This is a genomic window from Thermomonas paludicola, assembly GCF_024498955.1.
GTDB lineage: Bacteria > Pseudomonadota > Gammaproteobacteria > Xanthomonadales > Xanthomonadaceae > Thermomonas > Thermomonas paludicola.
The window spans coordinates 1126235-1139498 of sequence record NZ_CP093311.1 but is presented as its reverse complement, the minus strand read 5'-3'; the positions used below and the strand labels follow the sequence as shown (position 1 = coordinate 1139498).

Below are 13264 nucleotides of genomic sequence, written 5' to 3'. Positions count from 1 at the left end.
CGCCTTCAAGGTGACGGGCTATCCTGCCACCGATGCCGTCCTCAATGCAGTCTCGAAGCGCTGCATGGCCAGCCTCAGTTCACGTCTCCGCGCCGCATCCAGCACATCCGGCCACCATACCCGACGCTGCACGCGCCCCTGGCGATCACGCCATGCCATGAATGCCAGCGACCCGCGCCACTGCACCCGCAGTGCGTCCATTGGTTCGCCATCGCACTGCGCCGTCGCACCCGGCACGATCCGCAGCGAACACCGCGGCAGGCGGGCATACGCGCGCGCCGAACGCAGGCCGCAGGCACACGCCAGCGCTGCCCCCAGCCACGTCGGCGCGGGTGGCAAGTCGGTGGCAAACAGCGACAGCGGCGCCAGCAGCGCCAACGCCATCAAGGCGAGGGTGCAAACGCGCGATGGGCGCCAGTCAATCCTGCAGGCAGCGGATGCGTTCGACCAGTGCGCTGAGTTCTGCATCGTCCGGCGACTCGTGGCCAAGGAACCAGCGCCAGAGTTTGTCGTCTTCGCTGTCCAGCAGCCGCAGGAAAGCATCCCGTTGCGCGATAGGACTTTGCCGCCACGCGCGATCCAGCCAGCGTTCCAGCAGCTGGTCGAGCTCACGCATGCCGCGCCGGCAGCGCCAGCGCAGCTTCCGGAATTCGGCTTCGTCGCTCACACCTTGCGCGCCACCATCAGCTTCTTGATCTCGGCGATGGCCTTGGCCGGATTCAACCCCTTCGGGCAGGTTCGCGTGCAGTTCATGATGGTGTGGCAGCGGTACAGCTTGAACGGGTCTTCCAGCTCGTCCAGGCGCGTGCCGGTGTCCTCGTCGCGACTGTCCACGATCCAGCGGTAGGCCTGCAGCAGGATCGCCGGGCCGAGGTAACGGTCACCGTTCCACCAGTAGCTGGGGCACGCCGTGCTGCAGCAGGCGCACAGGATGCACTCGTACAAGCCATCGAGCTTCTTGCGGTCATCCGGCGTCTGCAACCGTTCGCGATCCGGCGGCGCCGGCGTCTGCGTGCGCAGCCACGGGCGAATGCTGGCGTGCTGCGCGTAGAAATGGGTCAGGTCCGGCACCAGGTCCTTCACCACCTGCATATGCGGCAGCGGGTAGACGGGAACCTCGCTCTTGCCGCAGCTCTCAATGGCGCAGATGCAGGCCAGCGTATTGGTGCCGTCGATGTTCATCGCGCACGAACCGCAGATGCCCTCGCGGCAGGAACGGCGGAAGGTCAGCGTGGGATCGACTTCATTCTTGATCTTGATCAGCGCGTCCAGCACCATCGGCCCGCACTTGTCCAGGTCCACCTCGTAGGTGTCCGTGCGCGGGTTCTGGTCGACATCCGGGCTCCAGCGATAGATCTTGAAGGTGCGCGTGTTCTTCGCACCCTGGGCCGGAAAGTGCTTGCCTTTCTGGATCTTCGAGTTCTTCGGGAGGGTGAATTCAGCCATCTCGCGATTCCTGCTTGTGTGGGCGCGGCGTCAAGCGCGACGCCCTCTTGCGTTGTTCCTGGCCGCGGCTTGCGCCGCGCCTGCGCGGATCAATACACCCGCTTCTTGGGTGGCACCACGTCGACTTCGTCCGTCAAGGTGTACAAATGCACCGGACGGAAGTCGAAAGCGGTTTTGCCCCCCTCGTCCACCGTCACCAGCGTGTGCTTCATCCACTCGGCGTCGTTGCGATCAGGGAAGTCCTCGCGCGCATGGGCGCCGCGACTTTCCGTGCGCTGTTCCGCCGAATGCATGGTGGCCACCGCCTGATCCAGCAGGTTGGACAGCTCCAGCGTCTCGATCAGGTCGGAGTTCCACACCAGCGAACGATCGCTGACGTGCACCTGCTCGAACGACGCGTGCACCTTGTCGATCTTGGTGCAGCCTTCCTTCAGCGTGTCGCCGGTACGGAACACCGCGGCATCGGCCTGCATGGTGCGCTGCATGTCCAACCGGATCTGCGCGGTGGACAGCTCGCCGTTGGCGTTGCGCAGGCGGTCGAAACGGGCCAGCGCCTTGTCCAGCGCATCTGCCGGCAATTCCTTGTGCGGCGCATCCGGCTTGATGGTGTCGGCACAGCGATGCGCCACCGCACGACCGAACACCACCAAATCGAGCAGCGAGTTGGAACCCAGCCGGTTGCCGCCGTGCACCGAGACGCAGGCCGCTTCGCCAATCGCGTACAGGCCCTGCACCACCGCGTCGTTGTCCTCGCCCTTCTTCTGCACCACTTCGCCGTGGTAGTTGGTCGGGATGCCGCCCATGTTGTAGTGCACGGTCGGCAGGATCGGGATCGGCTGCTTGGTGACATCCACCCCCGCGAAAATGCGCGCCGACTCGGCGATGCCGGGCAGGCGCTCATGGATGACCTCGGGGCCGAGGTGCATCAGGTTCAGATAAGCATGGTCCTTGTGCTCGCCCACGCCGCGGCCTTCGCGGATTTCGATGGTGATCGCACGGCTGACCACGTCGCGCGACGCCAGGTCCTTGGCGCTGGGCGCGTAACGCTCCATGAAGCGCTCGCCCTGCGAGTTGGTGAGATAGCCGCCCTCGCCGCGCACGCCCTCGGTAATCAGGCAGCCGGCGCCGTAGATGCCGGTGGGATGGAACTGCACGAACTCCATGTCCTGCAGCGCCAAGCCGGCGCGCAGCACCATGCCGCCACCGTCGCCGGTGCAGGTATGCGCCGAGGTCGCGCTGAAATAGGCACGGCCGTAGCCGCCGGTGGCCAGCACCACGCCCTGCGCGCGGAACAGGTGCAGGGTGCCCTCCGCCATGTCCAGCGCCAGCACGCCACGGCAGGCGCCGTCCGCGTCGAACACCAGGTCGATCGCGAAATATTCGATGAAGAACGTGGCATCGTGCGCCAGCGCCTGCTGGTACAGCGTATGCAGCATGGCGTGGCCGGTGCGGTCGGCCGCCGCGCAGGTGCGCTGCGCGGTGCCCTGCCCGTAATGGGTGGTCATGCCGCCGAACGGGCGCTGGTAGATGTGGCCGTCTTCAGTGCGCGAGAACGGCACGCCCTGATGCTCCAGCTCGATCACCGCCGCTGGCGCGTTCTTGCACATGTATTCGATGGCGTCCTGGTCGCCCAGCCAGTCGCCGCCCTTCACGGTGTCGTAGAAGTGGAAGCGCCAGTTGTCCTCGCCCATGTTGCCCAGCGCAGCGGCGATGCCGCCCTGCGCCGCCACGGTATGGCTGCGGGTCGGGAACACCTTGCTGATGCAGGCGGTCTTCAGGCCCTTCTCGGCCAGGCCGAAGGTGGCGCGCAGGCCGGCGCCGCCGGCGCCGACCACGATCATGTCGTACTTGTGTTCGGTGATCTTGTAGGCAGACATCGAAAATCAGCTCCCAAGCGCGATGCGCAGCACCGCAAGCACGCCGGCGATAGCCGCCAAGGCGCAGACAAAAATATTGGCCAGATGGGCAACGCCTGCCGTCAGCGGCGTATGCACGTAATCCTCGATGACCACCTGCAGGCCCATCTTGGCGTGCCAGAACGCGCAGATCAGGAACGCCACCAGGACCGTGGCGTTGATCGGGTCAGCCACCAGCGCGCGGAGATAGCCGTACTCGACGGTGCGCAAGGTCAACAGCGTGCCCAGCAGCCACAGGCCGGACAGGAGGACGCCAATCGCGGTCACCCGCTGCCAGATGAAATGGCCGGTGCCGTCTTTCGCCGATCCCAGCCCGCGTGCGTGCTTCAAGGGCGTGCGCAGGTCGTTCGAATTGCTGCTCATGCCTGCCCCCCGCGCATCAGCACGATGCCCCAGGCCAGTACCACCAACACCACGCTGCCGATGACGGAAATCCAGCTGCTGCGGATGAAATCCGGGATGGCAAAACCCAGCCCGGTGTCTTGCACCAGGTGACGGATGCCGTTGATCAGGTGGTAGGCCAGCGACCAGCTGAAGCCGAACAGCACCAGCAGCCCGATCGGCGAGCCTGCGCAGGCCACGAAACCGGCCCAGTGTTCGGCTCCGCCGGCGAGCGCAAGCAGGCCCCAAACAAGGCCCAGCGCCCCCGCGGCAAGGCAGATGCCGGTGGCGCGATGGGTGATGGAAGTCATCATTTGCACTTGCTTGCGATAGACCTGCAAGTGCGGAGACAGCGGGCGTTCGCGGGTCGCCATGGGGCTCTCCGGTTGGGCGGCAAAGCCGCGTGGGATCAAAAGTCGATGCAGCGGCCGTTCTTTTCCCAATCCCCGTAACGGGTTGGCTCAAGGCCCTCGCGGCCGCCAAATTCAGGAGCCAGTGCGCTCCCTGAAATCGCCGGTACCGCTGCTGCCGTGGAGGGCGCCGGAAGCGAGGTCGCTTCGGGCACGGGCTCTGCCGTGGGATGGGATTGGCTTATCATCGATGCGCTCACTATCGGTCAAGTGTACGTCCCGCAGCCAATGCACGACAAGCCACACACCGCACCAACACGCGAATTTGCCCTGCCCGACCATGCCGTGCTTGCCATGACCGGGCGCGACGCACAGGCATTTGCACAGGCGCAATTCATGAATGACGTGGCTGCGCTTGGCGACGGCCAATGGCAGTGGAGCGGCTGGCTGACGCCCAAAGGCCGCGTGATCGCGCTGTTCGCCCTGCTTCGCCTGGATGCGCAAACGCTGTGGCTGCTGCTGCCAGACGGCAATGCCGCAGCGCTGGCCGAACAACTGCGGCGCTACGTGTTTCGCAGCAAGGTGAGCCTGGACGTTCGCGACGACCTGCGCGTGGGTGGCTGTTTTTCGCCGCCCGCGCAGGCCGCTGCGGCAAGCATGGCGCATGCCGGCGACAGGATCGAGCTGGACCTGTCGGGCGACGCCGATCCACGCCAGCTGTGGATCGACACGCAGCCCGCCGCAACGGATGCCGAAGACCTCGCCCGATGGCTGGCCAGTGATCTCCGCCACGGCCTGCCGCACTTGCCGATGGACCAGACCGGACAATGGACGCCGCAGCAGTTGTCGCTGGAACGACTGCGCGCTTTCAGTATCAAAAAAGGCTGCTATCCCGGGCAGGAAATCGTGGCCCGCACGCACTTCCTGGGCCAGGCCAAGCGCGGGCTGGCCTTGCTCGACACCGACACCGCGCTGGCCGCTGGCGCCGAGGTGGGCGATGGCGCGCGCGCGCTGGGTACCGTGGTGAGCAGCGTTGGCACCCTTGCGCTGGCGGTGCTGCCGCTGGAGCGCGGCGATGCGCCGTTGTCCAGCGGTGGCACGCCCGTGCGCGAACGCCCACTGGCCGGCGGCCTGGCGCGCTGACTCAAGCCAGTCGCCGAGCCTGGGACTGCGCACCGAGCGACAAATCGCGACATTGGCCCGCCCGAAGCCATCCACCTGATGTATAAAACTTGGCAGCGGCCGTTACCGGCGTCATCGGGGTGTGTCCCGTGGCATGCGCAAGGGGGAAAACCGCATGGTGGCCAGCATGTTCATGAGCAGGTATCCCAGCCTGCTGCTTGTACTGCTGCTTGTACTGCTGCTTGTACTGCTGCTTGCCCTGCTGCCGGCCACGGCATTCACCACCGAAGCACCGCAAGACGCCCGTGCGGCCAGGATTCGCGTCGTCGGCGACAACAACTACCCCCCTTATCTGTTTCTCGATGCCGACGGCAAGCCGCAAGGCTATGAAGCCGACATGTGGCGGCTGTTCGAAAAGTACAGCGGGAACCGCGTCGAACTGGTGCCGATGGATTGGGTGGCATCGCAGCAGGCGGTGCAATCCGGACGGGCCGATGTGATCGACATGCTGTTCCGCACGCCGGAACGCGACCCCCTCTACGACTTCAGCCCTGCCTTCGCCACCGTGCCAGTGGCCATTTACGCCAGCAACCGCATCCCCGGCGTGAAAGACATCGCATCGATGAAGGGCCTCCCCGTCGGCGTCGAGCGCGGGGATGCCTGCGTGGAGTACCTGCGCTCGAAAGGCGTCACCGCCATCCAGCAATATCCAAGCTATGTGGCGCTCATCGATGCCGCTGCGCGCGGCGAACTGCATCTCTTCTGCTCGGAAGAAAACCCGGCCAATTACTTCCTGTATCGCGCCAAATCGCTCGACAAGTTCAGCCGCGCATTCGTGCTGTACGAAGGTCAATTCCACCGCGCGACCCGCAAAGGCAATATCGCCTTGCTGCAAGCCGTGGAGCGCGGCATGGCCGCGATCCCCCCGTCCGAGCGCGACGCCCTCAAGGAAAAATGGCTAACGCAGCCGCATGTCTTGCCGCCATGGGTGCAGATGACCGGCATCGCATTGGGCATCGTGCTGGGGGTGCTGGTGCTCATGACGCTGTGGATCTGGATACTGGGGCGCAGCGTGCAGGCGCGCACCCGCGAGATCGCCGCAAGCGAAAACAAGCTGCGCGCGCTGTTCGACGCCAGCCCGGATGCGATGTGGGTGAAGGATTTGTCGGGCATCTATCGCGAATGCAACGACCGCACGCTGGACATTCTCGGCATCGAGCGCAAGCAACTCATCGGCCAATCCGATCAGGCGCTGTTCCCGCCCGAGGAATTGCCCGAGGTGCTGGGAACCGACAAGCAGGCCGTCGAGACCGGCGAAACCCGGATCATCTACATGGACAACACGGTGGCCGACGGCAGCCAGAAGCATCTGGAGGTCATCAAGGTCCCGCTGAAGGGGGCCGATGGCGCGATCATCGGCCTCCTCGGCGTCGCCCGCGACATCACCGAACGGCAGCAAGCCCAAGCGCAACTCCGGCTGTGGGCCCAGGCGTTCCAGCATGCCGCGTTCGGCATGGTCATCTTCGACGCGCGCACCCACACCATCATCATGGCCAACCCCACCTTCGCCCGCGAGCGCGGCTACGCGCCGGAGGAACTGGTCGGCCAGCCGGCGGACGTGCTGTACCCCCCGGATCTGGCGGCAGAACGCACCCGAGCCCGCATTGCCAACGACCACCTGGAGCACTATCTGGTCGAAACCGAGCAAGTCACCCGCGACGGCCGGCGCTTCCCGGTGCTGCTGGACTGCTCGATTTCCCACGCTGCCGACGGCAGCCCCCAGTACGTGGTCGCGTACGCCCAGAACATCGGCGAACGCAGGCAGGCAGAAGCCGAATTGCGTCTGGCCGCCGTCGCCTTCCAGACCCAGGAAGCGATGATGGTGCTGGATGCGGAGGGCGTCATCCAGCGCGTCAACGCCGCGTTCACCGCGCTCACCGGATACGAAGCAGGCGAGGTGGTCGGTGCGGATCCGTCCCTGCTGGAGTCGCAAAATCCCGAGCGCAGCTTCTACCAGCGCATGTGGGCGCAACTCCGCAGCGACGGATTGTGGCTGGGCGAAACATGGATATCGACCAAGGAAAACCAGTTGCGCGTCGTGCGCGTGGAAGTGTCATCGGTGGCCGACAACGACGGCACCATCCGCCACTACGTCTGCGCCATGTCCGACCTGACCAGCGAACACGAGGCCAACGCCCGCGCCGAGCATATGGCGCTGTTCGATCCGCTCACCGACCTGCCCAACCGCAATTTCCTGAACGAGCGGCTGCAACACCTGCTCGATGAAGGCGGTGCGGCCACCGGCGCCCTGCTGCTGATCGATCTTGACCATTTCAAGCGGATCAACGACCTGCGCAGCCATGCCACCGGCGACCGCCTGCTGGCCTTCATCGCCCAGCGCCTGCGGCCGCTGCTGGATGAAGGCGATGTCCTGAGCCGTCTCAGCGGTGGCACGTTTGCGCTTTTGTTGCCATGCACCCCACCCCATCAGGAACGTCGCGAGGAACGCGCCACGCGCTTCGGCGACCGCATCCGCCAGGCCCTGCACGAGCCATTCTGGCTGGACCATGTCGCTCCCATCTCGGTCACCGTCAGCATCGGCTGGACGGGACTGCGCCCAGGGCAAAGCGCCGCCGAATCGGTGCTCAAGGAGGCGGAGCTGGCGATGTACGCCGCCAAGTCCGCCGGACGCGACCGCGTCTGCATGTTTGCACCGGCCATGCTGGATGCTCTTGAACGGCAGGAGGCGCTGGCCAGTGATCTGCTCAATGCCATCACCGAGGACGCGAGCGGGCTTGACCTGCACCTGCAACTGCAGACCGACCGCCAGGGCCGCGCCGTGGGCGCAGAGGCCTTGTTGCGCTGGACCCGCCCGAACGGGGAAGAAGTGCCGCCGGACGTCTTCATCCACCTGGCGGAAGAAAGCAGCCTGATCCTGCCGCTCGGCGACTGGGTGCTGCAGCGCGCCTGCGACCGCCTGGCCGCATGGGCCGCATCACCGCTTACCCGCGACCTGTCGCTTGCCGTCAACGTCAGCGCCAAGCAGTTCGCACAGCCGGGGCTGGTTGACGACGTGAGCCGCGCGCTGGCGCGCAGCGGAGCGAACCCGGCACGACTGAAGCTGGAGATCACCGAAAGCGCGATTCTCGGCAATCTCGACGAAATCGCCGGCAAGCTGGCCAGCCTGCGTGCGCTGGGCATCCGCATCTCGCTGGATGATTTCGGCACCGGCTACTCGTCGCTCAGCTATCTGTCGCGACTGCCGCTGGACCAGCTGAAGATCGATCGTTCCTTCATCAACCGGCTGCCCGAGGACGACAACGATGCAACCGTGTCGCAAACCATCATCGGCATGGGTCGGGGATTGGGGCTGGAAGTGATTGCCGAAGGCGTGGAGACCCAGTCCCAATGGGATTTCCTCAGCGGCCACGGCTGCGATGCGTTCCAGGGCTTCCTGTTCGCCCGGCCACTGCCGCTGGCGGACTTCGAGGCGCTGCTGCAGGCGCGCAGCCTCATGTCCTGATCGCGTATTGGCCCTCCCCGGCCCCTGTCGCAGCGGCCATCGTCGCGCCATGATGGCCGCACGGGGAGCAAGCACATGGCAGCACTGCAATCGGATGTCCTGATCATCGGCGGCGGTTTGGCCGGCATCGTCACCGCGCTGGAGTCGCTGCGCGCGGGCAAGCGCGTGGTGCTGGTGGATCGCGACACGCGCGAACGTTTTGGCGGCCTGGCGCTGTGGGCGTTCGGCGGCATGGCGCTGGTGGGCACGCCGCTGCAGGCGCGAAAAAAGATCATCGACACCCCCGACATCGCCCTGCGCGACTGGTTGCGCTTCGGCGAGCTGGACCCGGGCGATCACTGGCCGCTGCAATGGGCGCGGCATTACGTCGAACATTCACGCACGCACGTGCACGACTGGCTGCAAACCCACGGCATCCGCTTCATGCCGGCGGTGAACTGGGTGGAGCGCGGCCGCCACGGCGAAGGCAATAGCGTGCCGCGCTACCACATCGTCTGGGGTACCTCGCGCGAACTGGCCAGGCGCATGATCGCCGCGTTGCACGAGGCCGGCTCGAATGGCGGGCTGACCCTGCTGCACGGGCACCGGGTGACCGCGCTCGACCACGCCGGCGGTCGCGTTGCCGGCGCGCTGGCGATGGACGCCGACGGCGCAGACGTGCGCATCGCCGCCCCCGTGGTGGTCGTGGCGACAGGCGGCATCAACGGCAGCCATGCGCAAGCACGCCGCAACTGGGCGCCCCACTACCCATTGCCGGCCAGCATGCTCAACGGTGCCCATCCTTACGCCGACGGCACGTTGCACCACGCCGCCGCCACGCTGGGCGCGCAGATCACCCATGCCGGCGAAATGTGGAACTACGCCGCCGGTTTTCCGCATCCATTCCCGCAGTTCGATGGCCACGGACTGTCGGCCATCCCGTGCAAATCCGCGCTATGGCTCAACCACCGGGGCGAACGCATCGGCCCGGAGCCGCTGGTCACCGGTTTCGACACCCACTGGCTGTGCAAGCGCGTGGCCGAGCAGGAAAAACCCTGGACCTGGCATCTGCTGAACCGGCGGATCGCACTCAAGGAATTCGCGATTTCCGGTGCCGAACACAATCCACGCATTCGCGACCGGCAGTTCCTGCGCTTCGTCGCCGACACCCTGTTCGGCAACACGCGCTTGGTGCGGCAAATGCAGCGCGAAAGCCCGCATTTCCTGACCGATGACACGTTGCCGGGACTGGCGGCAAAAATGAACGCGCTGACCTGCTCGCATGACATCAGCCCCGACGTCCTGCAGGCCAGTGCCGATGCCTTCGATGCCCACTTCTCGCCGGGTGCAACCGCACACGATGACCCGCAGATCCGCCGCATCCTGCAGGCGCGCCAGTGGGGGCCGGACCGGCTGCGCACCTGCAAGCCCGCGCCGCTGCAAATGAAAGGTGCCGGGCCGTTCATCGCCATCCACATGCAACTGATCACCCGCAAGAGCCTGGGCGGGTTGCGCACCGATCTGCACAGCCGGGTGCTGGATGCCAGCGACCAGCCCATCGAAGGCCTGTATTGCGTGGGTGAAGCTGCCGGCTTCGGCGGCGGCGGCGCCTGCGGCAAGCGCTCGCTGGAAGGGACGTTCCTGCCGGGCTGCATCCTCACCGCACGCGCCGCGGCGGGCCACATCACCCGCGGGCATTGAAGGAATTTTCGACGTGAATGGCGCCCAAGCCCTGCTCAAGACGCTGGCCGATGCCGGCATCGAGGTCTGCTTCACCAACCCCGGCACCAGCGAAATGCACTTCGTCGCCGCGCTGGATTCGGAACCGCGCATGCGCGCAGTGCTCGCGCTGTTCGAAGGTGTCGCCACCGGCGCCGCCGATGGCTACGCGCGGATGGCGGGCAAGCCTGCCGCCACCCTGCTCCACCTGGGATGCGGGCTGGGCAACGGCCTGGCCAACCTGCACAACGCACGCAAGGGCAAGGTGCCGGTGGTCAATATCGTCGGTGACCATGCGACATCGCATGTGCCGTTCGACGCACAGCTGCAGTCGGATATCGAAACCGTGGCGCGCAATGTCTCGCCGGGGTTCGTGCGCACGTCCAACAGCACCGCGGCGCTGGGCGGCGATGCGGCCGATGCGATCATCGCGGCGCGCGGCCTGCCCGGGCAGGTTGCAACGCTCATCCTGCCGGCGGACGTGTCCTGGGGCGAAGGCGGCATTCCCTGCCCGCTGCCAGCAAGGCCCGCAGCGCAAGCCGCCGACGACGCCACCGTGGACGCCATCGCGCAGGCCATTCGTGGCGGCGGCAAGAGCGCCCTGCTGCTGGGCGGGCAGACGCTTCGCGAAGATGCCCTGCTGGCAGCCGCGCGCATTGCAGCCCACAGCGGGGTCAAGCTGTTCTGCGAAGTGTTCCCGACACGCCTGCAACGCGGCGCGGGCTTGCCCGCAGTGGAGCGCATCGCCTATCTGGCCGAACTGGCGGGCGTGCAACTGGCGGGGCTTGACCACCTGATCCTGATCGACGCCAAATCGCCGGTCTCGTTCTTCGCCTACCCCGGCAAGCAAAGCGACCTGGTGCCTGCCGGGTGCCAGGTGCACACGCTGGCATCGCCTGCGCAAGACGCGCGGGCCAGTCTGGAGGCGCTGGCCGCCAATCTGGGCGCCCTGCGGGCGGCGCCCCTGCAAGCCCCCATGCGCCCAACCCGTCCACGCGGCAGGCTCACCGCACCAAAGGTTTGCAAAGCGGTGGGCGCACTGCTGCCCGAACACGCCATCGTGATCGACGAAGCCATCACCTCCGGCTTGATGCTGGGCGTGATGACCCAGGGGAGCCCGCGTCACGACCTGCTCACCTTGACCGGTGGCGCGATCGGGCAAGGGCTGCCCAATGCCATCGGCGCCGCCATCGCCTGCCCCGGCCGTCCAGTCATCGCACTGGTCGGCGACGGCAGCGCGATGTACACGATCCAGTCGCTGTGGACGCTGGCGCGCGAGCAGCTTGACGTCACCGTGATCGTCTTCAACAACGCCAGCTATTCGGTGCTCAACGTGGAACTGGATCGCGTCGGCGCCGAACCCGCCGGCCCCAAGGCGCGCGCGCAGCTGGACCTGCATCGCCCGGTGCTGGACTTCTGCCGGCTGGCGCAGGGGATGGGCGTGCATGCCGCACGCGCAGAAACCGCCGAAGACTTCTGCAAATCGCTGGAATACGCACTGGCACAGCCTGGCCCGCACCTGATCGAGGCCGTGGTCCCCGAATCCTTGTCGGGCGCAAAACGCAGGATCCTGCCCTGGATGCTGCGCGCCCTGCCCCGTCTGCCGCCGGCAGCGGGGTTGGCGCTCAAGCGAAAAATCGCGCCCTGAAATCCGGGAGGTGGCGGCCGCACCCATGGCATCCCTGCCGCCGGCCGCCACTCCCCGGCAAAACCCAACCACCAAGCGCGGCACGTCCCTGTGCCGCAGCGACGCCGGTTCCTTCCGGCGCCGCCATTGAACGTTTCCTAGACCGCTGCCACGTCCAGCGACGCAATGCGGATCAGCAGAATTTCACCACTGCCATCCAATGCAAATCGCGCGCGGCCTCCTGCATCCGGCCGCAGCAAGGCGGTGTCGCCACGCGCCAGTGCGCCCAGCCCGCATTCCTCGGAAAAATGGGCCTGCCCTGCCAACAGATGCACCACCCAGGTTTCGCCGGGCGCAACAAACAGCACCATCGCCCCAACCAGCGGACGCCGCCAGAGCTGGGCATCCACCGCCGCACGCTTCCACATCAGGTTGAAATCGCGGGTTGGACCGTCCAGCAACTCGCCGATCAGGGTGCGCTCACCCGAGAAATGCAGCGAACCATGCGGTGGATGCAGTTCATGCACCTTGCCGTCGTCAAAGCGCAGGCGCAGCCCATTGCCGTCCAGCAGCACCAGCTCACGCTCAACCCCCGGAAAGGCGGAAAACGGGGCGTCAGTCTCGATTTCGGCGATCGACAGGCGCCAATCCCAATTCTCGCAATCGGGGACACGCCGGATTTCCGATGTCCATCCGGCGCCATTCTTCCAGCGCATCCTGCGATAGTCGGTCGCTCTTAGCACGCAGGACCCCGACCCGGGAACCTCGCGCATTGCGGTGGCGCACCCTGGCTCGGTTCTACGCGGGCTCATCGGCGCGCCACCTGCTGCGGCTCCTGTTGCGCCGCAGGCTTCATGGCCTGGCGTGCACTGGTCACGGCGATCCGGTCACGATTGATCTCGACCGTCCTCAAGCCGATGCCCTTGACCATCGCCAGCTGCTCGGGGCTGCGGAACGCGCCATTGGCCTTGCGATAGTCCACGATGGCCTGTGCTTTGACCGGGCCGACATTGACCAGGACGCGGTCAAGCGTGGACACATCGGCCGTGTTGATGTTCACGGTTTCACCGGCCACGGCGACTCCCGCCACTGCAAGCCACACGAACAATGCGCACATCAGGGTTGTCAAGGATTTCATGGCGTCGCTCCAGCGATGAACGTCCGGCACGTCGATCGAACGACGCCCCGATGCGTGCAGATT

At 66.2% G+C, this 13264-nt stretch carries 13 protein-coding genes; 4 read left to right on the top strand and 9 right to left on the bottom strand.

All coding sequences use genetic code 11. The features are described 5' to 3' along the window. Window positions 1-18: 18 nt before the first annotated feature. The 7 genes from LIW09_RS05360 to LIW09_RS05330 form a co-directional block, all read right to left on the bottom strand. On the bottom strand, window positions 19-384 hold the full coding sequence (locus LIW09_RS05360) for a hypothetical protein (protein ID WP_256646924.1): 366 nt from the start codon (window positions 382-384) through the stop codon (window positions 19-21). A 34-nt stretch (window positions 385-418) separates the two neighbouring features. After that, window positions 419-616, bottom strand: coding sequence for an FAD assembly factor SdhE (locus LIW09_RS05355; protein WP_256647152.1), 198 nt, complete (start codon window positions 614-616; stop codon window positions 419-421). A gap of 47 nt (window positions 617-663) precedes the next feature. Beyond that, window positions 664-1446, bottom strand: coding sequence for a succinate dehydrogenase iron-sulfur subunit (locus LIW09_RS05350; protein ID WP_256646923.1), 783 nt, complete (start codon window positions 1444-1446; stop codon window positions 664-666). 89 nt (window positions 1447-1535) lie between these two features. Continuing rightward, entirely contained in the window at window positions 1536-3323 is a 1788-nt protein-coding gene (sdhA, locus tag LIW09_RS05345; RefSeq protein ID WP_256646922.1) for a succinate dehydrogenase flavoprotein subunit, read from the bottom strand. A 6-nt stretch (window positions 3324-3329) separates the two neighbouring features. After that, window positions 3330-3725, bottom strand: a complete 396-nt coding sequence (sdhD, locus tag LIW09_RS05340; RefSeq protein ID WP_256646921.1) for a succinate dehydrogenase, hydrophobic membrane anchor protein — start codon at window positions 3723-3725, stop codon at window positions 3330-3332. Continuing rightward, window positions 3722-4117 (bottom strand): succinate dehydrogenase, cytochrome b556 subunit, encoded by a 396-nt coding sequence (sdhC, locus tag LIW09_RS05335; protein ID WP_256646920.1) that lies wholly within the window; start codon window positions 4115-4117, stop codon window positions 3722-3724. The genes sdhD and sdhC overlap by 4 nt, the downstream gene beginning before the upstream one ends. 35 nt (window positions 4118-4152) lie before the next feature. After that, on the bottom strand, window positions 4153-4341 hold the full coding sequence (locus LIW09_RS05330; protein ID WP_256646919.1) for a DUF1674 domain-containing protein: 189 nt from the start codon (window positions 4339-4341) through the stop codon (window positions 4153-4155). Between the two features lie 40 nt (window positions 4342-4381). Here LIW09_RS05330 and ygfZ point away from each other — a divergent pair, with 40 nt between their 5' ends. The 4 genes from ygfZ to LIW09_RS05310 all read left to right on the top strand — a co-directional run bounded on the left by ygfZ (window position 4382) and on the right by LIW09_RS05310 (window position 12084). Continuing rightward, window positions 4382-5236, top strand: coding sequence for a CAF17-like 4Fe-4S cluster assembly/insertion protein YgfZ (ygfZ, locus tag LIW09_RS05325; protein ID WP_425507916.1), 855 nt, complete (start codon window positions 4382-4384; stop codon window positions 5234-5236). A 172-nt stretch (window positions 5237-5408) separates the two neighbouring features. After that, on the top strand, window positions 5409-8738 hold the full coding sequence (locus LIW09_RS05320) for an EAL domain-containing protein (protein WP_256646917.1): 3330 nt from the start codon (window positions 5409-5411) through the stop codon (window positions 8736-8738). A 75-nt stretch (window positions 8739-8813) separates the two neighbouring features. After that, entirely contained in the window at window positions 8814-10418 is a 1605-nt protein-coding gene (locus LIW09_RS05315) for an FAD-dependent oxidoreductase (protein ID WP_256646916.1), read from the top strand. A gap of 13 nt (window positions 10419-10431) precedes the next feature. Beyond that, complete coding sequence (locus LIW09_RS05310) at window positions 10432-12084, top strand: acetolactate synthase large subunit (RefSeq protein ID WP_256646915.1); 1653 nt, start codon at window positions 10432-10434, stop codon at window positions 12082-12084. A gap of 137 nt (window positions 12085-12221) precedes the next feature. Here LIW09_RS05310 and LIW09_RS05305 read toward each other — a convergent pair whose 3' ends face one another. Then, window positions 12222-12779 (bottom strand): HutD/Ves family protein, encoded by a 558-nt coding sequence (locus tag LIW09_RS05305; RefSeq protein WP_256646914.1) that lies wholly within the window; start codon window positions 12777-12779, stop codon window positions 12222-12224. A 92-nt stretch (window positions 12780-12871) separates the two neighbouring features. Continuing rightward, entirely contained in the window at window positions 12872-13201 is a 330-nt protein-coding gene (locus tag LIW09_RS05300) for a ComEA family DNA-binding protein (RefSeq protein ID WP_256646913.1), read from the bottom strand. Window positions 13202-13264 lie beyond the last annotated feature (63 nt).